Origin of the sequence: Bacillus sp. SD088 (genome assembly GCF_017355205.1) — a bacterium.
In the GTDB taxonomy this organism is placed as follows: domain Bacteria; phylum Bacillota; class Bacilli; order Bacillales; family Bacillaceae_C; genus Lederbergia.
Genome location: NZ_JADIJK010000023.1, coordinates 38,696 through 61,319, shown reverse-complemented (window position 1 = coordinate 61,319; position 22,624 = coordinate 38,696). Strand labels below are relative to the sequence as shown.

The window sequence follows — 22,624 nt, the reverse complement described above, 5'->3', positions numbered from 1 at the left end:
GAAATAAGAAAATATGATATTTATGACTTGAGAAATCATTATAAAATTTATAGTATATAACTCAAGTTTCGGAGTAAAGAAACACGCATAACTCCTTTCCGCACTTGGCTTTGGGTTGAAAAAGTTATCAAGAAAAAATCCCGTTCAAAATCTGATGCAGCAAATTTTTGGTACAGTTTATAGGCTTCATCAATTGATTCAGCTTCATAGATGTCAAAGAAATGCTCTTTAAGTTCGTATGCTTGACCAAGTAATGGGAACTTATCAGTCCATACTTGCAACTTTATTTGATCATCGAAGTCGTTATGGTCTTTTCGTCTTGTAGGAAGCACATAACGATCTCTCATAAGTTGTCTGCGTTCTTTGGCTGAGACATTTTGACGGTTAGCTTTTCGGATTTTCTCTAAGGCTTCATTAGCTAATTTTACAACATGAAACTTGTTAATTACGATTTTGGCATGTGGTATCACTGTATAAACAGCACTTTTATAAGGGTTCCACATATCCATTGCAACAAGTTCGATTTTATCAATGTTTTGAAGTTTTAACAGGTAACTGATAACGATATATTTATTACGTTTTCGTAAAATGCCAATTACTGACTTGTTTTCTACATCTGTGATGACACAACGATAGTTCTTTAGCAGATGGACTTCATCAATACCAAGCGAGTTAGGAGTTCTGAAATCTGTTTGTGCTTCAAGTTCTGCAACGTAGTCATTAAAGATGTTTCGTACAGTCTTTTCATCAATGCCTATATCGTCTGCAATACTGGTGAATTTCTTTTCAAGACTGGCTTCTTGAATCCAATCTATAAGTCTATTAGTAACAGAACGATTGACATCCATATCAGACAAAGTTTCAAAAAACGTTTCATTGCACTCTCGACATTTATAACGCTGTCGTTTTATATAAATTCCAACACGTTTAGCGTGCATTGGTAGGTCGAAAAATAACTGCTTCTTTTTACCGTGCTTATATAAGTTTGCAACAGTACCACATTTTGGGCAGTAGGAGGGAGGCGGTAAAATAGTCTCAACTAAGAATCTATAATCAAATTCACTCTCATCCATATCAATAATTTTAAAATTTGGTAGGTTAAGCATATTAGATGTCATTATTTCATTTTCCTTTTGCAACATATTTTAAGACAATAAACAAAAACAGCATTACTTCTTGATTAGAGTAATGCTGTTTTTGTGTTCAGTCCTCAACTTTTACACGTTTGATAAAGAATGCTAAAACTAATCCAATAATCGACACCACCATTGCAAAAATAAAAGCATTTTGTACTCCTGATGTGAGAGAAACCACTATATTTTCAGGTGTTGTCGGGTCGGTGATGCCAGATAAATAATTTTGTTGTCCCATTGTCATCATTGTTGCAGCTGTAGCCGTTCCAATGGCACCTGCCACTTGCTGCATTGTATTTATTATTGCAGAACCATGTGGATATAGCTCTGTATCCAATTGATTTAATCCATTAGTTTGCACTGGCATCATAACCATTGAGGTTCCAAGCATCAAACACATATACTGTGTGATTATTACTTCAATAGATGTGCTCGATTCAACATTGGAGAAAATCCAAAGTACAACAAAGGCTATGAAAAAACCAGAAATCACTAACCATCTTGGACCAAATCGATCAAATAATCGACCAGTGATAGGTGACATAATCCCATTCAAGATTCCACCAGGAAGTAAAATTAGCCCTGCCACCAAAGCGGTGTAGCCCATACCGTCTTGAAGATAAATAGGTAGAAGAAGATTAGCTGTTAAAATAATAATCATATTAATTACCACAGTCAGAGTACCTAATGCAAACATTGGCTGTTTGAAAGCCTTCAAATTGACAATAGGGGATTTAATAGAGAACTGTCTAATAGAGAATAGTAATAATGATAAAATACCAATGATTATAGTCACTATGGCAATTGATGTACCTTCTGTTTGCCCTACACCACTAAAACCATATACTATTCCCCCAAACCCAACTGTAGATAGAAGAATAGACAATAAATCGATTTTTGGCTTGGTTATTGTAGAAACATTTTGCATATAGAACACACTACACAACAGGGCAATTACATAGAAGGGAATTGCTAACCAAAATAACCAATGATAACTTAGGGTTTCAACCACCAGCCCAGAAATTGCAGGACCAAGTGCAAGGGATGTCATCATTACTAATCCTATTAACCCCATAGCCGTCCCCCTCTTTTTGGGAGGAATAATTACTAAAACAACATTATACATTAATGGAAGGAGTATTCCTGTACCAATAGCTTGAAGCATTCTCCCTATTAATAACAAACTAAAATTTGGAGCAATTGCAGCACTTATTGAACCTAAAATAGAAAATACTACTGAAGTTATAAATAGCTTTCTTGTTGAAAACCATTGGATTAGAAGTGCCGAAATAGGTACTAAAACGCCAATGGTTAAAAGGTAGCCCGTTGTTAACCACTGAACGGTAGATGCATTTATTTGAAACACCTGCATTAAATCACTAAAAGCCATATTTAAGGCTGTTTCGAAAAATAAACCTATAAATCCCGCCAGCAACAAAGATATCATAATAGGAATCACACTAAATTGCTTGTCATTTCTTTGTACTTCCATATAACCCCACCTTACAAAGGATAAAAATAATCATATTTATATATTTCTTACTTGCTTTTCAAGGTATTCATTTTGCAAAAGCCCCATATGAATGATGTCATGCCATTCACCATTTCTAAATAGACTTTGTCTACTATTTCCTTCCTCCTGAAAACCGATTTTAGTGTACAAGCGAATAGCTCTATCATTAAATGAAAATACTTTAAGGGAAACTCGATGGAGGTTCATTTCGTAAAAAACATAATCCAACAGTAATTTCAAACCCTCTGAACCATAGCCTTTTCCCCAATATTCCTTTTCCCCGATATCAATAATACATTCAGCATTTCTATTTTTATAATCAATGTTGATTAATGATACAATGCCAATTGGAATTTCATTTCCTTTTTCAATCATAATGTAGCTTTTGGCTGTATGAGACCCCAAAATAACATTATCTACAAATTCTTCAGTTGCTTCCATCGGATAAACATCTAAAGATGGGTTGGTGGAATGCATAACTTCCATATCATTTCTCCACTTGTGATAAAGTTCTGTATCTTCCTTTGTCATCTTTCTTAATCTCACTCTTGATGATTCAAACAACATAACGATCACTCCTTATTTTGCGGATTTTGGATTAATTAATTTTTCTAAAGAGAAAAGTAAGACGGATAATTGACTCTTTACTTTTGTTTGTTCATGTCCCAATTGATACGTGTCCAACATTAAACCGTTTATAAATGATATGAGATACCTCGCAATAGAACGAATAGGTTGTTGAGGTCTAAATTCTCCTTTACGCATACCTTCGTTTAATACTTCTTCTATAGCTTTAGTAGTTCGATTGTAGCGTTCAGAAACGTAAGGGAAATTATCTTTATTGTTTGCGTAATTAGATGATAAAAAGAATTCCGCCTTTGCATAGAGCAGTGTTTGCTCAATTGCCTCAATATAAAATTGCTGTTCTTTAACCCATTTTTTTAATTGTGGCCATAGTGGACCTTCATCAAATAGTACAAAATATTGAATGTCTTTTTGGTCATCATATTTTAAGACTTCGATAAAAACGTGATCAATATTATCGAAGTAACTATAAAATGCACCTCTGGATATTCTAGCTTTGTCCATAATATCTTGCATAGATGTGCGAACAAATCCTTTCTCGATAAACACCTTCTTGGCTGCTTCTATCAATTCTCTTTTTCTCTCTTTTTTATATTCTTCGCTAACTTTTGGTGCCATAAAGCCACCTCCATAATGATTGACAAAGGGTATACAATAAACTATACACTTATGTCGTTTTATATTATAGATTATACCGACACCAGTGTATAGTTTCAACCCTTTATATTAATATTTTTGTTTTTTAGTTATGTAAATTATCTTGTAAATATGGGACGACCAGTCATAAAAAATCCACATTCTAATGAGAAAGAATGTGGTTAAGTTAGCAATTCATTAGGGTTAATGTAATAATTTCACCAGAAAACCCCGCAAATAATTTCTACTCCCAAAATTATTATGTTTCAGTAAATATATTTTTCTACATGATAATCCGAATTAGTGCTTTATGATCATTAATTAAATAAAAATAACACTACTAGTTCCTTTTATCAATCTTTTCATCCAAAAAAAAGACCACGATTTCCGTCTGTTCCCTGGAAGAAAAACCCCCGGAATAATGGCACACGTGGTACATCCGATTGTTCACCAGAAAGTATAATTGAACACATTGGCCCGTGATGCGACATCGAGCATCGGTCCATGAATTAATTGACTCTGTAAGTTGGCGGCACGCACTGCAGTTCCAAATGCTCCACCTACTTGTTGAGCAATCGCGTGATACTGATGCCATGAGAAACCTGTTTTTCCGGCATATCTTTATAAGTGGCATCTACAACAGGGATAAGCACTGCTCCAAATTCTACTCCTAACCTATGGCTCGCATGAGAAAATAGACGTTTAAATCTGTTTCTTTCCATAAGGTGGATTCGGGACACCAGTACCTGATTTTTTCAATTGAAGTTGATGATCTTGAAAACGCACTAGCTCGCATAAAAGAAACAGGATTTCCAATTGATTATGGATCAGCTCAGGAACCATAGGGTGTTCGGCGATTATGTAAGGGATTCAATCTGAAAGCTCGTCAATATTCTTATCCATTTGTAAATTAATGAAGGGTAATTTGAAATCTTCTAATTCCTAAGTATAGATAGCAAAGTAAATGGTTATTTTTTATTGACTAAATGTTCATTCAAAGATAAAATGTTGATAAACTTAAATTTTATGGGGGATTTTAATGGATTTGTACTATGAGATTAATGGTACTGGACATCCAGTTGTTATGATCCATGGCGGAGGTACTGATTTGCGGGAATGGAATTACTTGGCACCTCTACTGGCTAAGTATTATCAAGTAATTTCTGTTGATGGTCGAGGTGTTGGTCAATCACCAACTCCGAAAGACCAAGTTAACTATGTGGAAGATATGCGGTTTTTTATAGATGAGCTTGAGCTTGATAAGCCAACTATCATCGGTCATTCCATTGGTGGGCAAATTGCAACTGAATTCGCTTTAACTTATCCGGAAAAAGTCACAAACCTTGTTTTAATTGCTCCTGCTTTATCAGGATTTCAAGGTTACACAGAATATGAGCAAATAATGCAAAAGGTGATGGGTGCTGCCCCGGATGTGGAGAAGATGGTAGATTTGATGCTGCATTCTCCAATGTATCAAGTCGTTATCCATAGTCCGCAAAGAAATCTTGCCACGCAAATGCTTCAAGATCAGTTTCAACGAGTGTTGGGTGGACCTGCTTTTGAAATGATATGGCCCAATCCTCCTGCCATCGACCGATTAGAAGAGTTGACTGCCAAAACATTATTTATTATTGGCGAAAAGGATTTACCTGAAAATTTTCTTGCTCTTGAACACTTTAGAAAAATTCCAAATATCAATTTTATTGAAATACCAAATGCTGATCATATCTTGACCCTGACACATTCTGAAGTGTTAAATCAGGCAATCACTGCTTTTATGGAGGAATGAAGTTAAAATGCCACGTACACCAGAAGAGAATAATCGTATTCGCCAAGCATCCAAAGAAAAAATTAGAGCTGCGGCTATGGAGTTATTTATGAAGCAGGGATATTACGCTACTTCTATAAGCGATATAGCTAAACAAGGGGGGATTTCGAAAGGTTTGCTCTATAACTATTACAAAGGAAAAGAAGAGCTGCTTGCTGAAATGGTAGAGACAAGAATCAGAGAAGTGGTTGAAGTCATGGAAGAAGCAACCACTTTAGAGACTGCTAGTGAACAGCTTGAATATATAGTCAATGGCGCCATTGATAACATTTATCAAAATCCGGAAGTTCATCGGTTCTATCTTCATTTGCAAACTCAGCCAGAAGCTGATGAAGAGTTGATAAAATACAGTTATCTCATTATTGAAGAAAATGCCAGGCAATTTGAGTTTCAATGTGAAATATTTGAAAGAATGGGAGTAAATGAGCCGAGGAAACGGTCACTATATTTTTCGTCCGTGCTTCAAGGCAGCATGCTGATGATATCTACCTATCCGCAGAAGTTTCCCATTAAAGAGATAAAAGCACAAATTATTCATGAATTTTGCAGATCATCTAATGTATAAAATAGATAAGGAACCTTAACAGTTCGATTAATGGTCCAATTGATGTTCCTGAGTCAAATGAAATGTGTACACACCATTTCGGTGAATGTCAGTCTGTTTCAATGTGAAAACTGTGGAGGAGAAATGAATCCAACGTACTATAAAGGAATTCATCGGCAGGAAACTTTCAGATGTAAATGGAGGAACAATCATGATAAAAGTCAATAAGGTTCATTACAGTTATGATTCAACCAAAATATTAAATGGCTTGAATTTGTTGGAGAGTGATCCAATCATCCTTGGACTTTGGGGGCGAAAGGGCACGGGGGAAACAACCTTAATGAAGCTGTTAGCTGGACATTTAAAACCTGATCAAGGGGAAATAACTCTATTTGGATTTAATCCATATAATCGTAATCAAACATCTGATCATTTATGTTATATGCAAGAGGAACATCCATTCAGTGTGATTTGGAAGGTAAAAGATGCGTTACGCTTTGGTGATTATTACAATCCAAATTTCGATATGAATTTTACGAACGATTAGTGAAACTTGGAGTGAAGTTTACCATGGAACCGACAGAAATGGGGGAAGTCACAATAGCTGTCTTCGACGATACATGCGGCAATCTTATTCAGATCGCTCAGCAGAACTCATGACGAAAATGTGATGCATGAGAAGTTGGGAAAGCAGCTTTTTATTATCAGAAAAAATATTAATAGAATAGAGGTGCAATGTATGGGGTTAGAAATTTATCAATTAAGTAAGTCATTTGGGGAAACGAAAGCTGTTAAAAATCTTAGCTTCTCTTTGAAAAAGGGGGAGGTACTCGGACTTCTTGGAAGAAACGGAGCGGGCAAGACAACTACAATTAAAATGTTGCTATGCTTATTATCACCGGATCGAGGGGAAATAACGTGGGAAGGAAAAAGGCTTGATCAGGCAAATGTCTCAATCGGCTATCTTCCTGAAGAAAGGGGACTTTATCCGAAAACGAAGATTGTCACACAACTTCGTTATTTTGGTGAGCTTGAAGGTATGAGCCGCAAACAGGTTGATGAGGCAATTGATCATTGGCTTGAAAAACTTGAAATAACCGAATATAAAACAAAAAAAGCAAATGAATTATCAAAAGGAAACCAGCAAAAAATTCAATTAATCGCAACATTGTTACACGATCCGGAATTGATTATTTTAGACGAACCATTCAGTGGCTTAGACCCAGTAAATGCCAATCTGTTATCCTTGATCATTGAAGAGCAAATAAAAGCAGGAAAAACCGTCATTCTGTCGAGTCATCGAATGGAGCAAATTGAAAGCTTTTGCGAGCATATTTGTTTAATGAAAAAAGGAGAAGCGATCGTTAAAGGGAGATTGGATCAAATTAAACAAGATTACGGCTTCCGTAATTTAACGATTTCGAACAGTGAAGCTGTTGAAGCTGCACTTCATGATTGGAACATACCTTTTGAAAAAGGACAAGCGGACATCGTCGTGAAAGTGACGAATGATAAAGAAGCGATTCAACTTCTCAACCGATTCGAGAAACGCTCGATCCCCATTCGCAATTTCAGGATGTTAGAGCCGACATTAAATGAAATCTTTATTGAAAAGGTGGGATAATATGGGGAAATTTATGACCGTTTTTAAGTTTCATTTGAAAGACGGATTGACTTCGAAGTCATTTATCTTCGGTAATCTAATTACAATTGTAATTGTACTTGGGATTTTTGGCTTTAGTCATTTTTCGTCGAACGGGCCAAAGGATGAAGTCGCATTCATTAATCCAACGTCCTACAAAACAAATATCGATCAGCTAAATAAAGGCCTGAATTCGGTAAAACTGTTTTTACAAGAAGAAGGCGATCTGGCGCAATTAAAGAAACAAGTTAGAGACGGGGAGCTCGATGGCATTATCGAAATGAAAGAAAAGAACGGTTTACCCGCATTGACGTACACGTATAAATCTTTTGCTGATCAAGAGCTAGTGGCCATCCTAACTCAAAAAATCCAACAAGTAGGCATCAATAAAACAATTGCGGATTCGAACGTTAACCCGGAGGTTGCGGCTAAACTGGTAACACCCGTTCCAGTAGAAAACAAAGCATTAAAAGATACGACTGGAACAGTGGGGATCGTTTATATTTTCGTTATCCTAATGTATTTGTTAATCCTCGGTCAAGGTCAAATGATTGCAAATACCATTACTGCCGAAAAGGCATCGCGTGTTATGGAAATCATGATACCGAAAGTAAAGCCGATCTATATGATGTATGGAAAAATTCTTGTACAGTTAGTCACGGGACTAGTGCAAATTGTTATCATGCTTCTAGGCTTTCTTGCAAGTTACTCCTTAGGTTGGATTGATGGGAAACAATTTTCATTTTTCGGCTTTGATATTGATCTAAGCAATTTAACCGGAATCGTGGTTGCTTCCTTTATCATTTATTTTATTCTCGGCTATCTATTATATGCGATTGGATATGCAGCAGTCGGTGCTGTCGTAAGCCGAACGGAAGACTTAGGTTCAGTTTCTTTCCCGATTATTATGTGCATCATGGTGGCTTTTTTTATCGGAATAAGCTCCATCTTTAACCCTGCATCAACACTTGTTGTTGTTAGCTCCTATATCCCAATTACATCACCGATTGTGACATTTTCAAGAATCGTATCCGGCGAAGCGGGATATGCGGAGATGGGCATTACCATCGTCATTCTTCTAGCTAGCATTGCAATCATTAACCACTTGGCAAGTAGAATTTACGTGAACGGCGTCATGAATTACAGCGGAAAAGTGAAATTTAAAGATGTTATTCAAATGGCACAAAAACATTAAAATAAGCCATTTTACTAGTCTAAAATATATTAATCTGTTAAATGAAAAGAATATTCAAATCAGCATGGATGAAAAGGGTCGTGCACTGGATAATATCATTATCGAACGTTTTTGGCGAAACATAAAGTACGAGGAGGTGTACTTAAAAGAATACGAGACTCCAAGGGAAACAAGGAAAAATATAAGGGACTATATAGATTTTTACAATCACGAACGTCCCCATCAGTCATTAAACTATAAAACACCAGCATCTATTTATTTCGGGTAGGTGGATCGCCGGTTGTCCACCACCATTGACCTTGCTTTTGTCCGTGTTCATTGAGCCCACGCAGGATACCCAAAAAATAGCCTGAAGGGGCTGATTCTGCTTTAAATTGTAACACGGACAAATCGATTCTAAGCATTCGCTGGTGGGGCCCCGCCCCCCCCTTCCATCGCCTGCTAAGAATCGAGCGCGGCGGTCAATGGCAAGCAGCTGTCACTGAGGCTGGCTCTAACATCGAAAAAGTGGTTCCCATTTTCAGTGAGGCAAGTACTCGCTTTAATCGTGAAAGGGCAAAGACACAATCTATTAACCTACCTTATTTTTTAAAAAAGTATTGTCTTTACATTGGGGTCCACTTTAGTATTTGAAATAGCATCTATGCCAGTTTAAGAAGTAATATGATTATTAAGTGGAGAAAAAGAAATGAGGAGAAGCTAATGACTATTCGAATTTTAAATGAGTCTGATGCTCAGTTATATCAAGAATTACGTTTAAGTGCATTTAAAATCAACCCTGAAGCATTTGGCTCAACTTATGAGAGAGAGGCTAAATTCACTCTTGAAACTGTAGCAGAACGATTAAAACCAAACGATAACAAATTTGTCTTGGGTGCTTTTGAGGATAGAAATTTATTAGTGGGAATTGTGACTTTTATGCGTGAAAGTAGTCTTAAAATTGCTCACAAAGGGAATGTTTTCGGAATGTTTGTGAAGCCAGAAATGCGAGGACAAGGGTTAGGGAAATTGCTCCTGCTTGAACTGATAAAAAAGGCAAAAGATTGCATCGGTTTGGAACAAATTAATTTAACAGTGGTATCCAATAATGAGCCTGCAAAGAATCTATATAGATCCTTTGGATTCAAAATTTATGGAGTAGAAAAGAACGCTTTAAAAGATAACGGGAAGTATTTTGACGAAGATTTAATGGTTTTAAAAATTTAATTTTAATCTAGCGGAGGGTGTTATTTTACAAGAATAATGGGAGCACATATTATGAAGGTTTTCTTTGAATTTTACGCTTTATTAACATTAAAGTTTAATAAAATCTAAAAAAAGAGGTGAATGATGATTTGATATCTAAACCGAGGAAAGTAAAAACTCTTTTTCTTTTAATGGTTTGTGTATTTATCGCAACGGTTGCATTTGGGTTAATTATCCCGATATTGCCCGACTTTATGGATAAATTTAAAACAAACGGACAAATGATGGGGTTACTAGTAGCCACATACGGTATTATTCAGCTTTTTTTATCTCCAATTGCTGGACGTTTTGCTGATCGCTATGGTCGAAAAAGAATTATAGAGATTGGTTTAATTTGTCTCACTTTATCTCAATTAGTCTTTGCTTTTTCAGTTCATTTTTGGTTGCTATTTTTAGGGAGGTTTTTAACAGGTATCGCAGTATCACTTTTAATTCCCAGTGCTATGGCATGTATTATTGATATAACGACAGAAGAAGAACGTGCTAAGGGGTTAAGTTTCCTTAATGCCTCTATATCATTTGGTTTTGTCATAGGACCTGGAATTGGGGGTTTTCTAACAACGTATGGTTTATATGTACCTTTTTATTTTGCGTCTGCTATATCCTTTGTTTCCTTTTTACTGTCATTTTTTTTACTACCTGAGACCTTAGGGAAAAAGACACAGTTGACGGCAGAAGACAGCGTTTCCCCCCAACCAATGGTACAGCAATTATTACGTTCCATTCGAGCACCTTATGTTGTTCCATTGCTTTTGGTATTTCTCTATAGTGTAGCCTTATATATTTTTGAAGCCATTTTTGGGCTGTTTGTTGACAAACAATTTGGCTATACGGCAAAGGATATTGCGCTGGTAATCACAATTTCTGCATTTGTAAGTGTTATAATTCAACTGTCATTAACGAATAAATTTGTTTCCCTTTTTGGTGAATCGAGGGTTATGAATGGAACAATGATAGCGGGTGGCATTAGTTTTTTATTTCTCTTGTTCACCACACGCTTTTGGAGTATCTTATTGCTGACTTGTTTCCTTTATACCGCTACTTCCATCCTGCGTCCAGTTATCAATACAGTGTTATCCAAATTGGCAGTAAATGAGCAAGGATTTATTGCGGGTATGAATAATGCATATGTAAGCCTAGGGAGTGTGGTTGGTCCTATATTAGGGGGGATTTTATTTGATATTAACACTTATTTCCCTTATATAGTAGGAGTATTAGCCTTTTTGTCTGGTACAGTGCTTTTAACATGGAAGCATAATCCCTTATATCAACATGATCTAAAGCGTGAGAACAAACTATTTAATAATAACTAATGGGAGGATTTCAGTAATGTTCATGATAAAGAAGATAAAAAAGAAACAACCTTTTATAGATTAAAAGATGACGGACTTGTGAAAGCATATAGTCATCCGAATATTGATTTTGATCCTTTAGAGGAACAAGAACCCGATTATATAGAAGAAAAGGTGAAATTATTAGGAGTGATAGTATTGTCGAATTTTGAAGAAAATATAAAGGACATATTAAGACAAATAACTTCAAAGCCATTAATTATTATGATGTGTGGTGTAGCGGGTTCAGGGAAGACGACATTCGCACAACGCTTGGAAACAGAAGGGTTTGTACGTCTTTCGATTGATGAAGAGATTTGGAAGGTTAATGGACGTTATGGAATAGACTATCCTGCTGAGAAATATGGCGATTATCAAGTTGAAGCTGAAAGAAGGCTTCAAAATCAATTGATACGTCTGATTCAGGATAAACGAAAGGTTGTGATTGATTTTAGTTTTTGGCAAAAAGCCAAACGAGATGGATACAAACAGCTAATTGAAAAAGCTGGTGGTGAGTGGAGACTTATTTATTTGAAAGTTAGTCCTGAAATTATTCGCAAACGGTTGGATATACGGAGTAAAAGATTTGATGCAAATGCAGCTTTTCCTATCACGGAAGATACTTTAACTTCTTACTTAAACGGATTTGAAGTGCCTTCTTGCGAAGGGGAAGTAGTTATAGAGTCAATATGAAAAGTAGTTGACAATCTTGTTTTGATTCCTTATTATCATTTTATAAAATGATAATAATCCGGAGGTAATCCAATGAAAGGAAATGCCGATTTACTTCTTCATCCTGTGCGAATGCGAATTGTACAGCAATTGTTGCTAAATAAACCACTGACGATAGCTCAACTTGTGGAGATACTTGGAGATGTTCCTCAAGCTACGTTATATCGTCATATCAATCTTTTACTCAAAGCAAACCTTATTGAAGTCATTGAAACGAAAAAGGTGAAAGGAACAGAGGAACGTAAATTCGCAGTCAAAATGGATAACTTGCAAATTCCTGAAAGCGAAATTGAATCGATCTCACAGGAAGATCATATCCGTCATTTTTCCGTATTTCACGGTAATTTACTTCAATTAGCGACATCTTATTTGGCGAATACGTCCTCCGAACAGTATGAGCAAGAAGGGTTTAGCTATGCGTATGTACCTTTGCATCTGTCAGATGAAGAATTTCAGGAGCTTATCCAGTCCATTAATCAGGCGATTGGAAAAGTGATCAACAACGAGTTAACACCTGAACGAAACTCTAGAATTTTTGCAAGTATGTTTATCCCACAAAAACCACCAAAAGAGTAAGGGGGAATACATGTGCATTATGGTTATCATATTGGAATTGACGAAATTGGAGCATGGTTACCAGTAATTTTACCCATCTTAATCTTACATCTGATCTTATTTTCTGTGGCATTATGGGATTTATTAAAAAAAGATCAAAGTACAGATTATAAATGGTTGTGGGGTGCGATTATTATTTTGGTTAACATAATCGGCCCAATTTTGTACTTTGTCTTAGGAAGGAGGCAACGTACAGATGCACCTACTTCAAGTAAGTCAACTTCAAAAAATTTACGGAGATCATGAAGTCGTTAAAAGTATCAATTTTCATATTAATCAAGGAGAATGTGTGGCTCTTCTAGGTCCTAACGGAGCAGGTAAAACAACGATTATTAAAATGATTTTAGATATAAACAAACTAACAAGTGGGCAAATCTTGCTTAACGGAAAACGCCATGATCAAATGCGTAAACTTATTGGGTATTTACCGCAACACCCTACTTTTTATCCATGGATGACGGGAAGAGAATTACTTACATTTATGGGTGGCCTTTCAAATATAGAGAGGGAAATTTTGGAACAAAGAATCAACGAATTGCTGGAGCTGGTTGGACTGGGTAAGGTAGAAAATCAGCTTATTGGCACCTATTCGGGAGGAATGAAACAAAGGTTAGGGATTGCACAAGCACTTATCCATCAACCAAAATTACTGATTATGGATGAACCGGTTTCGGCATTGGATCCACTAGGACGCAGGGATATATTAGAATTGCTTAAAGTGATCAAACAGAAATCGACCATTCTTTTTTCAACACATATTTTGCATGATGCCGAAGAACTTTGCGATAAGATGCTGATCATAAATAAAGGGCAATTACTTGTTAACGGATCCATTCAACAAATTATGGAACAGACTCAAAAGCCAATCTTTAATATTCAGGCGCCTCAGTTAAGCGATTGGGTACACCAGCTTGTGAACGAAGACATAGTTGAATCCATTGAGCTAACAGGAAATGCAGCCAAAATTCGAGTGAAAAACATCGAGCAAGGGAGAAACTGGCTGTTAAGCAATATTTTAAATTTACATCTACCCATTCAAAAGTTTGAATTGGTACAGGAAAGCTTGGAAGAAATCTTTTTAAGGATGGTGAAGTCATTTTGAATCGCTTCACAGTTCTTTTGCAAAAAGAGTGGCTAGATGCAAAAAGAAGTTACAAACTATTATGGTTGCCCGTTGTTTTTATGTTTTTGGGCATCTTGCAACCGTTATCGTCTTTTTATTTACCAGAAATTTTAAAAATGGCTGGTGGGCTGCCTGATGGTATGACGATAACATTACCTGAGCTAACTGCTGGTGAAGTATTAGCTAGTGCCTTAACGGATCAATTTGACCAATTGGGCTTAATCGTGATTGTGATGGCGACGATGGGGATCATCGCAGCAGATAAAAATAATGGCATGTTAGCGTTTATTCTGACGCGCAATACGACACTTGTTGAATATTTGCTAAGTAAGTTATTGGGGCATGCAGTTATGATAGCAGGTTCCATATTCATCGGATTTCTGTCAGCCGTATTTTATACTTTTTATTTATATCAAGCTGTTTCCGTGGTTAGGATTGCAGCAGGGTTGGGAGTTTATTACATTTGGTGTTTATTTATATTGGCCTTTGTAATCACTATAGGAGCTTTATTGTCTAGAACACCGGCTATTGCATTGCTGTCTATTTTTGTTCTAATCTTTTTGAAGACTGTTACTATGCTGGGGGGAGGATTCCAAGTCTTAAATCCAGCGCATTTATCCAATCAAGCTGTTAGCATTATAACGTCAGGGAATGTGTTACCTCATTTTTTCACCACAATGACTGTATCCATATTCCTTATTGTATTCTGCTTATTATTTGCAACATCGTATTTATCCCGAAAGGAATTGCCTTCTATGTGACTTCTTTCATCGAGTCACTGGTTAAATAATCCATGGGTAATTGGTTATATAAATTGGAGGAGATATAAGATGAGTTTTCAAGTTGTGGCGGGGGATCGTGAGTTATTACTGAATATTTCAGGATGGACAGCGGCTTTGACTTTGAGGAAGGAGATTAAAATATCGTACACCTCCATTGAAGAAATTCAGTTGGGCAAATTTCATTTTCCATGGACAGCAGCTATTAAGAAAACAGGCATTACGACATTTGGCTATAAAGCTGGAATATTCATGATTGAAGATAAAAAATACTTTTTAGCCTATCATAACCAAAATGAAGTCGTCATACTTCAATTGAAGTGTTGTGAGTTTGATCATGTTGTATTTGAAAGTGAAAACCCTAGACAATTGGTTCACGAAATGATGAGGAATTGCCCTTCAATCAATCTTAGAGAAAACGCACAAAGGGAAGATGAAATATGATCGAAAACCTCTTTCCTATTCTAATTTTTACTGCATCATTAGGATCTGGGCTGATTGCAGGATTATTCTTTGCATTTTCGGCATTTGTCATGAAGGCTCTCTATCGGCTCCCTCCAGAGCAGGGAATTTCGGCTATGCAGTCCATAAATAGCGTTGTGCTAAATCGGCTATTCTTTACAGTATTTATGGGGACATCTCTTGTTTGTTTCCTACTTGTGATTATTTCATTATTAAATTGGCAAGAACCGATTGCCATTTATATATTTGTTGGTAGTTTGTTTTATCTTCTGGGAAGCTTGCTGGTTACGGCGGTATATAATGTTCCACTAAATGATGCATTAACCAATGTAATAGCTACAGATGCAGAAAGTTTGGAGCTATGGAAAGAGTATTATTTAAAATGGACATCATGGAACCATGTTCGGACTATTTCAAGTTTAGCCTCATCAGCACTCTTCGTCTTCGTTCTTTGGCGAATTTAGACCAAAATGGAATGGGGGATGAGGTTTCATATGAGTTATCGTCAATTCTGATGATTGTTTCCCACTAACTCTATACAGGGAAAATATTAGCGATATAACTAAAGTGATGAGTATTCTAGTAAAAGGAGCGATATTTAAATGATAGAGTTTTCAACATTAGGAACATTTTTTGTGGTGGTTTTAGGTTTATTTTTGGTACCCGGTCCTGCGGTGCTTTTAACTTTGTCCAGCACCATACGAGGAGGCAGAAAAACAGGGATTCTAACAGGGCTAGGCATTGCAACAGGTGATTTCATACATACAATGTTTGCTGTTTTGGGGCTGTCTGCTATTTTGATGACTTCAGCTGCTGCATTTAACCTTGTCAAATATGCTGGGGCAGTTTATTTGATTTATATGGGGCTTAAAGCTATTGCAGAAAAGCCCAATAAACAAGACCTTCCTTCCGTCTCAAAGTCATCAAACCTTCAATCATACAGACAAGCCGTTTTGGCAGAGGTATTGAATCCAAAAACGGCTATTTTCTTTTTAGCTTTTTTGCCTCAATTTGTCCATCCTGAAAAGGGCACTGCGATAGTTCAATTCTTATTGCTAGGTTTGATATTTGTGATTATGAGTTGTCTTTACACTACCTTGATTGCTATCAGTGTTCGACTCATTGGCCGTTTGATGAAGAGAACTGCCAAACTTGGACAATGGAGTGGAAAATTTGCAGGTTTGATTTATATTTGGCTTGGTGTAAAAGTAGCTTTTCAACAGCGATAAAAAATCCGTATGTGATAATGCAAACTGCATTTCGCATACGGATTTTTAAATGTTATAATAATTTTTTCACTTTTTCTAGAAATCAATCTGCAGAAGTATGAATTATCAAAAGCACTACTTTAATCATAAAGGAACTTGCTTGACTTCATGTGATTCAAATGTGGCATGATTGGGAGGTACTCAAACCACTGATCGATAACCGACGAATAGTTCGTTATTTTCAAGCGATCGAAGTCTTGACGCCACGGTGTTCTAAAGTACGACTCACTTTGTACGTAGCTTTGCTCATCTATCTTAGAGTAAGGAAGCTTGTAGTCTGCACATACAGCCTATCAACTGACTTGCCGGTTGTTCTGGCTAGTGCTTGCGTCCGTCCATTTTCCATTACGTGTTCCGTTTCTCACTGGTGCATATACTGTGAATCGAGTATCTTCTTTCATTATGTTTAGCGCTAATGCTTTTCGGGGAAATTTACTACCGTATTGATCATTAACATAACTCCCATATTCCTCCCGGCCTGAACCCAAATTCCTGAAAGAGATCAATGAGATATCAATCCATTTTCTATACACTTTTCTACAGCTTGGTCACGATTGTTTACACCAAGTTTGGCGTACATTTCGGAAGCATAATTCCTAACTGTACCTTCAGATAGAAAAAGTCTAGCGGCAATGGTCTTGTAACGCATACCTTTGGCTAAATAGTGAATAATTTCAATTTCTCGAGATGTCAGTCCATAATCATTTTTGTCATGTTTACCAGCTGAAATATTTTGCTCCTTCAATTTTTCAAACACCTGATTAGCAATTTCATGGTAGATAATGGTATCTCCACGGTGAATGAAACGAAGGGTATCAATGAGCTCTTTTGCTTGAATAGACTTAAGTAAATAGCCATTTGCTCCTTTTTGCAGAGCCTCTACCGCTTGATCGATATTCTCAAAAGATGAAAGAATCACAATCTTGATCATGGGATTCTTCTCCTTTATCGCTTCCATGGCTTCTATTCCATTCATATTTGGCATATTTACATCCATAAGCACGATATCGGGCTGGTTTAGGCTACTTAATGATAAGGCATCTTCTCCAGATTCAGCAATACCGACAATTTGCAGTTGATTGTGACTCTCCAAAGTTGTCTTCAACCCATCCAAAATGCCAGGTTGATCATCTACTAAGATTACCTTGAGCGTCTCGGTATTAGCTTCGCTGTTTCTTGGAATAGTACAGATAATCACCGTTTCTTCCATATTGTCTGTATGTATGGATAAATTTCCTTGCAAAGCCTGCAATCTTTCTTTCATCGCACGTAAGCCAAAGCCGAGTTCAATTTTTTTCGCTTGTTCCAATACACCATTGTCTTCAACTTGCAAGCGTAGCTCCAAGCTGTCGAAGTATAAAGATACTTTAATTTCACTTGCTTGCCCATGTCTAACAGCGTTCGTTAATGTTTCCTGAATGCAACGAATAATCGTTAATTTAACTTCCTTTGATAAGTTGTATTCATCTCCAAAATATCGAAATTTAACAGACGTATCCGTACTTTCCATAAATTTGTCAATTAACTGTTTTACATATTGAACAAGTGATAAATTCATTGCGGATGGTTCCAACTGATGTACAAGCTTTCGCATGTCTTGTAAACCGTCACGTGCCGTGTTCAGTAAAACGTTCAGTTTATGTCCAACCTTTTCATCCGCCAACGAAGAATGGATTGTCTCCATACCCATGATCATCGTGGTAAACGTATGACCGACCGTATCATGCAACTCCCGCGATAAACGATTACGCTCCTCCTGCAGAGTAAGTTGTTCCACCTCGTATACATATTGTTCAAGCACACTGTTTTGCTTATGGATGATCAAGCTTTGCTTATGGTTGGTCACAAGTAATTGAAAAGCATAACCAAGTCCAAATGCTACACCATAATTCGATATTAAACGAAGAAAAGTGTCGGTCAAAGATTGATCGGTTACCATTCCGATGATAAAAGGAATGACCACAATAGTTAAAGGTCCGGACCAAATATAGACTCTTAGGATACTGTAAAACCCTATCACAAAAGCAATCGGGATAAACTGCCATAATGCATCATGAAGAAGGAATGTCAAAAAAATGCAATAGCTTCCAGAAATGATGATCTCCGTAAGTATGAAGTATTTTCTAAAAAATTGCTGAATTAAAAATGGAATTGAAAAGACAATGAAGGGCAATCCAAACAGAATCCAAAACGGAAATGATAAAATATTATGAAATTCCCACAAGCCGATTAGGACAGAGAGTAACCAAATGGAGCGAACAGCAAATACCATCCAGTCATACCAGTACCACTTTTTGATGATGTCATACATAAGAGAACCCCGCTTATTTAATGATGTGACTATCACTATTTTACTACAAGTCATTATGAATATCAGTCATGAAAACAAATGACAAAATGTCACTATGCCTTATGACGTGAAGTATGGATAATGAAATAAGTATTGGACAGTGAGGAATCTAATGCTACTTCATTATTAAAAGAAAAGGTGGTTTTCTGTATGAAAATGCTTATCTTTAATTTTAAAAACTTTCTGTATTTGTTCCTTTGGTTTTTCATCGGCTTCTTATATTTCGCTTTTTATTTAATAAGCGTAACATTTTCCGTTGGAGTAAGTTTTACAGTTGTTGGTATTCCGATTTTAGCAGGAGTTTTTCGGACGATTCCTTTTTTTCTGGATTTGGATCGAAAAATAGCAGAAAAATATGCGCATATAAATATCCCTAGCTTAAAATGGGATCCACAAGATAAATTGACAAAGGAAATTTCAGACAAAAGAAATTGGTTTACTGTGGGGATCATGATTTTTCCAAGATTTATTCTAGGTTTCTTCACTTTTATTGCTGCTTTTGTCTGTTATTTACTGCCAATCGCTATGATTTTATCTCCTTATTTGTATAGATTATTTGATATGACCGTGATGATGATTGCGATTAATACATTACCACGTGCTATAGTAGCTTGCATAGCAGGAATCATTTTATTGTTATTGTTACCCCGTTTGGCGGAAAGAATCGTAAAGTGGGCAGGGAGTTATACAGAGAATATATTGGAAACGATTCGAAGCTGGCGATAAGCGTTTGATGATCGTATGTAATATAGGAGGACAAGGCTTTACTATATGTAGTGAATTTATCAAATGGAGATTAAAAAAATCTAAACCTCCGTTTCTCCCTTTAAAAAAGGATTTCATAAGGGGACATTAATTTTGCTTTTTTTAAGCTACGATATATCAAAAACATCTTGGATAATTATGAAACCATTATAGCAGTAATGTCACAACAAACAGCATCTAGTACAAATATCAATTTTTATGCCCAACTGGTTGATTATCAGTTGGGCCTTATATTTTTTAAAAAAATAAGATCACTGATATTTTTGGCATTTTATAAAAAATCTTGTTGAAGGTTATGAAAGGGGAAATCATCACCCACCTTTGCGGTTGCGAAGGGAGAGGATATGCATGATAGAACCAGATCGTACCGAATGGCAAGTTCGCTGTGCATTTAATGCTTTTTGTAAACGTGTGTTGAAGAATGAAGCAATCAATATTTTTAATGAAAGAAAACAACGACAAGCAAAGGAGATGACATTTTCTGATCTCACCCCACAAGAAGAAAATCAACTCTATACCTTAGATAAGCAATATGAAGGAGAAGAAGGACAAAGTTTTCAAGTGGCTGGAAAGAAAATCACTCCGAAATTACTTGCTGAAGCCATGCGTACCTTGCCAAAGGAAAAGCGTATCACTGTCCTACTATACTATTTTTTTCAACTGTCTGATGTGGAAATTGGTCAACTACTCGACATTCCACGTAGTACAGTTCAGTATAGGCGGACAAGCTCTTTTGAACGGTTAAAGCGATTTTTGGAGGAACATGCAGATGAATGGGATGATTAATTCTAATATTGAAAACAACGAGCGTGGTTTATTGCCGTACCCAATTATTTTAGCTGCAAATAAGGGTGAGCCAGAAGCAATGAAAGTAGTTGTTTTGCATTATGGAAGCTACATGACAAGCTTATCTATGCGTAAGCTCCGTGATGAACAAGGAAATACTTATTGGGGCATCGATGAAGATACACGCGAACACTTACGAGCGAAGCTTATGCAATCTGTTTTAGCTTTCAAGATTTGATGAAATAATGGTTAGGTTTTCCCTTTCATTAATCATAATTTGATCTTTGACAAAGAAAGCATGGAAGATAACGCCATGCAGTATAAATAAAAAATCAGATACGTTTTACTGATGATGAGCCACTTGATTCATACGCCACGACTTTCGTTAGAAACGAGCGATAATCTATGAATCTAATGCAATCGTGGTGGATTGCTGGCGATAACTCATTAGTTAGGATAATGATACTCCCCTACCGTCATGGTTCGAGCGTTCAAAGCGTCGCAAACTATGAGTAGGGCTGGAAGAAATACTTGCAGGGGTGAAATTCCCGTGGAGCTGCACCAACAGCCGTCTGATTTTTAAGTAGATTAGTGAATCGTTGTTTCTAGTATGTATTTCTCTGTTGATGAAAAAGGAGGTATATATTAGTGAAGGAACTGATTACAAAAGATGATTTAATTCAGCTTGGGTATCCTAAATATACTTCAATACGAATTATTAGACAAGCCAAACAAATCATGGTACAAAAAGGGTATCCATTTTATAATAATAAACGCTTAGGGCGTGTACCAAAAATGACAGTCGAATCGATTCTAGGGTGTGAACTAGAATTGGAGGAAGACAGTCATGGCTAAAACCAAATATGCAGGGGTCTATATTGATAACAATGGACAATACTTTTATGAAACGGAGTTAGGAACGGATCGCATTACTGGCAAGCGACTTCGTAAAAAGGGACGTACAAATCAACAAGGAAAAAAGTTTACTTCTGCTTTACAAGCTTATAAAGAATTGGTACGGGTGAAAAATGAATACCATCAAGCAAATGGTTATGGAAATTATCACATGACATATGGTCAATTCATGGACACTGTGTACATTCCAGCTTATGAAACCGAGGTGGAAGAAAGTACTTTTTACGTTCGCAAACGAACTTTAGAAAGTATGAGAGATCGTTTTTCAAACATTGAGCTTCGTTCTTTAGCAGTAGAAGATGTCCAACGTTATCGAACCTGGTTACTTTCTGATAAAGGAGCTGGATATTCCCAAGCATATGCAAGTTTGGTATTTGGTATGTTTCGTAAAAGTCTGGATATGGCAGTTGATATGCAATATCTAGAAGTGAACGTGTCTAAAAAGGTGAAGGCTATCCCTAAAGGAAAAGCGGTTGTCCCATATTGGACAAAGAAAGAATTTGAAAAAGTTATCTCGGTTATTTGTCTGGATGACTTTTATGAACATTTATGTTTTGTGATGTTGTGGACGTATTTCATGACGGGGATACGGGTTAGTGAAGGAACGGCCTTGTGGTGGGATGATATAGATTTTAAAAACAAACGGCTTCGCGTTCATCACTCACTGTATTTAATAAATAAAAGCAATTGGAAACGAAAAGATTATACAAAAACAGAGGATGGTAAACGGATCATCTCTTTGGATGAGGATACGATACAAGTGTTGCAAGAATGGAAACAACGACAATCAAAAATAGGGATTGACGATTTTGTTTTTAGTTATGATGGAGCGCCAATGATTAAATCGACGCTTGCTAGAATTATTCAACGTTATGCAAAACTTGCAGATGTTCATCGTATTCAAGCTAAAGGACTCCGACATTCGCATGCGTCTTATCTCATTAATGAATTTAACGTTTCTGTTTTGATTTTATCAAAGCGTATGGGACATTCGAGTCCAGAAATTACGTTAAAGCATTATTCACATATGTGGTCAGGTGTAGATGAACTAATTGCGGAAGAGATGACAGGTAACATTAATATACGAACAGCGGAAAAATCAAGTATATCATTTAATGGGAATCAAGCAGTAAAAAAATAAGTTCCGCCAGAATCCCCGCCAAAACAATTTGAAGGT

The 22,624-nt window shown here is 36.5% G+C and carries 25 protein-coding genes and 2 pseudogenes; 22 read left to right on the top strand and 5 right to left on the bottom strand.

Annotated features, from left to right (window positions below; all coding sequences use genetic code 11):
- Positions 1–47 precede the first annotated feature (47 nt).
- From IPU53_RS18435 to IPU53_RS18420, 4 genes are all read right to left on the bottom strand, one after another.
- Positions 48–1,118, bottom strand: coding sequence for an ISL3 family transposase (locus tag IPU53_RS18435; protein WP_242698410.1), 1,071 nt, complete (start codon positions 1,116–1,118; stop codon positions 48–50).
- 85 nt (positions 1,119–1,203) lie between these two features.
- Positions 1,204–2,625: an MDR family MFS transporter gene (locus tag IPU53_RS18430; RefSeq protein WP_207452471.1), complete on the bottom strand. Its 1,422-nt coding sequence runs from the start codon at positions 2,623–2,625 to the stop codon at positions 1,204–1,206.
- Positions 2,626–2,661: 36 nt separating this feature from the next.
- Positions 2,662–3,213, bottom strand: coding sequence for a GNAT family N-acetyltransferase (locus IPU53_RS18425; protein WP_207452470.1), 552 nt, complete (start codon positions 3,211–3,213; stop codon positions 2,662–2,664).
- A 12-nt stretch (positions 3,214–3,225) separates the two neighbouring features.
- Complete coding sequence (locus tag IPU53_RS18420; RefSeq protein ID WP_207452469.1) at positions 3,226–3,849, bottom strand: TetR family transcriptional regulator; 624 nt, start codon at positions 3,847–3,849, stop codon at positions 3,226–3,228.
- A 1,057-nt stretch (positions 3,850–4,906) separates the two neighbouring features.
- Here IPU53_RS18420 and IPU53_RS18415 point away from each other — a divergent pair.
- From IPU53_RS18415 to IPU53_RS18335, 17 genes and pseudogenes are all read left to right on the top strand, one after another.
- Positions 4,907–5,656 carry an alpha/beta fold hydrolase gene (locus tag IPU53_RS18415; RefSeq protein ID WP_207452468.1) on the top strand — a complete coding sequence of 250 codons (750 nt, stop codon included), beginning with the start codon at positions 4,907–4,909 and terminating at the stop codon, positions 5,654–5,656.
- Between the two features lie 7 nt (positions 5,657–5,663).
- Positions 5,664–6,260, top strand: coding sequence for a TetR/AcrR family transcriptional regulator (locus tag IPU53_RS18410; RefSeq protein ID WP_207452467.1), 597 nt, complete (start codon positions 5,664–5,666; stop codon positions 6,258–6,260).
- Positions 6,261–6,450: 190 nt separating this feature from the next.
- The gene (locus IPU53_RS25325) at positions 6,451–6,786 is read left to right on the top strand and encodes an ATP-binding cassette domain-containing protein (protein ID WP_207452466.1); all 336 of its coding nucleotides are present in this window, start codon (positions 6,451–6,453) and stop codon (positions 6,784–6,786) included.
- A pseudogene (locus IPU53_RS18400) lies at positions 6,774–6,899 on the top strand (VOC family protein); the annotation flags it as partial. The gene IPU53_RS25325 and the pseudogene IPU53_RS18400, both read left to right, overlap by 13 nt.
- A 79-nt stretch (positions 6,900–6,978) precedes the next feature.
- Positions 6,979–7,863 carry an ABC transporter ATP-binding protein gene (locus IPU53_RS18395; RefSeq protein ID WP_207452465.1) on the top strand — a complete coding sequence of 295 codons (885 nt, stop codon included), beginning with the start codon at positions 6,979–6,981 and terminating at the stop codon, positions 7,861–7,863.
- 1 nt (position 7,864) lies between these two features.
- Positions 7,865–9,076, top strand: coding sequence for an ABC transporter permease (locus IPU53_RS18390; RefSeq protein ID WP_207452464.1), 1,212 nt, complete (start codon positions 7,865–7,867; stop codon positions 9,074–9,076).
- A gap of 4 nt (positions 9,077–9,080) precedes the next feature.
- Positions 9,081–9,344: pseudogene (locus IPU53_RS18385) on the top strand (transposase); the annotation flags it as partial.
- A 434-nt stretch (positions 9,345–9,778) separates the two neighbouring features.
- Entirely contained in the window at positions 9,779–10,282 is a 504-nt protein-coding gene (locus tag IPU53_RS18380; protein WP_207452462.1) for a GNAT family N-acetyltransferase, read from the top strand.
- A gap of 128 nt (positions 10,283–10,410) precedes the next feature.
- Positions 10,411–11,634: an MFS transporter gene (locus IPU53_RS18375; RefSeq protein WP_242698409.1), complete on the top strand. Its 1,224-nt coding sequence runs from the start codon at positions 10,411–10,413 to the stop codon at positions 11,632–11,634.
- A gap of 243 nt (positions 11,635–11,877) precedes the next feature.
- On the top strand, positions 11,878–12,345 hold the full coding sequence (locus IPU53_RS18370) for an AAA family ATPase (protein ID WP_207452493.1): 468 nt from the start codon (positions 11,878–11,880) through the stop codon (positions 12,343–12,345).
- A gap of 72 nt (positions 12,346–12,417) precedes the next feature.
- On the top strand, positions 12,418–12,960 hold the full coding sequence (locus IPU53_RS18365; protein WP_207452461.1) for a helix-turn-helix domain-containing protein: 543 nt from the start codon (positions 12,418–12,420) through the stop codon (positions 12,958–12,960).
- Positions 12,961–12,972: 12 nt separating this feature from the next.
- Entirely contained in the window at positions 12,973–13,245 is a 273-nt protein-coding gene (locus IPU53_RS25480; RefSeq protein WP_313886522.1) for a PLD nuclease N-terminal domain-containing protein, read from the top strand.
- Positions 13,196–14,101 (top strand): ABC transporter ATP-binding protein, encoded by a 906-nt coding sequence (locus tag IPU53_RS18355; RefSeq protein ID WP_207452460.1) that lies wholly within the window; start codon positions 13,196–13,198, stop codon positions 14,099–14,101. Before IPU53_RS25480 ends, IPU53_RS18355 begins: the two co-directional genes overlap by 50 nt.
- Positions 14,098–14,883 (top strand): ABC transporter permease, encoded by a 786-nt coding sequence (locus IPU53_RS18350; RefSeq protein ID WP_207452459.1) that lies wholly within the window; start codon positions 14,098–14,100, stop codon positions 14,881–14,883. The genes IPU53_RS18355 and IPU53_RS18350 overlap by 4 nt, the downstream gene beginning before the upstream one ends.
- Positions 14,884–14,952: 69 nt before the next feature.
- Positions 14,953–15,345: a hypothetical protein gene (locus IPU53_RS18345; RefSeq protein WP_207452458.1), complete on the top strand. Its 393-nt coding sequence runs from the start codon at positions 14,953–14,955 to the stop codon at positions 15,343–15,345.
- Positions 15,342–15,827, top strand: coding sequence for an anthrone oxygenase family protein (locus tag IPU53_RS18340; protein WP_207452457.1), 486 nt, complete (start codon positions 15,342–15,344; stop codon positions 15,825–15,827). The genes IPU53_RS18345 and IPU53_RS18340 overlap by 4 nt, the downstream gene beginning before the upstream one ends.
- Positions 15,828–15,965: 138 nt before the next feature.
- Positions 15,966–16,592, top strand: coding sequence for a LysE family translocator (locus IPU53_RS18335; protein WP_077604222.1), 627 nt, complete (start codon positions 15,966–15,968; stop codon positions 16,590–16,592).
- A 541-nt stretch (positions 16,593–17,133) separates the two neighbouring features.
- Here IPU53_RS18335 and IPU53_RS18330 read toward each other — a convergent pair.
- Entirely contained in the window at positions 17,134–18,942 is a 1,809-nt protein-coding gene (locus IPU53_RS18330; RefSeq protein ID WP_207452456.1) for a hybrid sensor histidine kinase/response regulator transcription factor, read from the bottom strand.
- A 189-nt stretch (positions 18,943–19,131) separates the two neighbouring features.
- On the opposite strand from IPU53_RS18330, the gene IPU53_RS18325 reads away from it, so the two are divergent.
- From IPU53_RS18325 to IPU53_RS18305, 5 genes are all read left to right on the top strand, one after another.
- On the top strand, positions 19,132–19,707 hold the full coding sequence (locus IPU53_RS18325; RefSeq protein WP_077604219.1) for a sensor domain-containing protein: 576 nt from the start codon (positions 19,132–19,134) through the stop codon (positions 19,705–19,707).
- A gap of 387 nt (positions 19,708–20,094) precedes the next feature.
- Positions 20,095–20,532 (top strand): RNA polymerase sigma factor, encoded by a 438-nt coding sequence (locus IPU53_RS18320; RefSeq protein ID WP_077604218.1) that lies wholly within the window; start codon positions 20,095–20,097, stop codon positions 20,530–20,532.
- The gene (locus tag IPU53_RS18315; protein ID WP_077604217.1) at positions 20,516–20,770 is read left to right on the top strand and encodes a helix-turn-helix domain-containing protein; all 255 of its coding nucleotides are present in this window, start codon (positions 20,516–20,518) and stop codon (positions 20,768–20,770) included. Before IPU53_RS18320 ends, IPU53_RS18315 begins: the two co-directional genes overlap by 17 nt.
- 410 nt (positions 20,771–21,180) lie before the next feature.
- Positions 21,181–21,387 carry a DUF3173 domain-containing protein gene (locus IPU53_RS18310; protein WP_077604216.1) on the top strand — a complete coding sequence of 69 codons (207 nt, stop codon included), beginning with the start codon at positions 21,181–21,183 and terminating at the stop codon, positions 21,385–21,387.
- Positions 21,380–22,588 (top strand): tyrosine-type recombinase/integrase, encoded by a 1,209-nt coding sequence (locus tag IPU53_RS18305; RefSeq protein WP_095260033.1) that lies wholly within the window; start codon positions 21,380–21,382, stop codon positions 22,586–22,588. Before IPU53_RS18310 ends, IPU53_RS18305 begins: the two co-directional genes overlap by 8 nt.
- Positions 22,589–22,624: the final 36 nt, after the last annotated feature.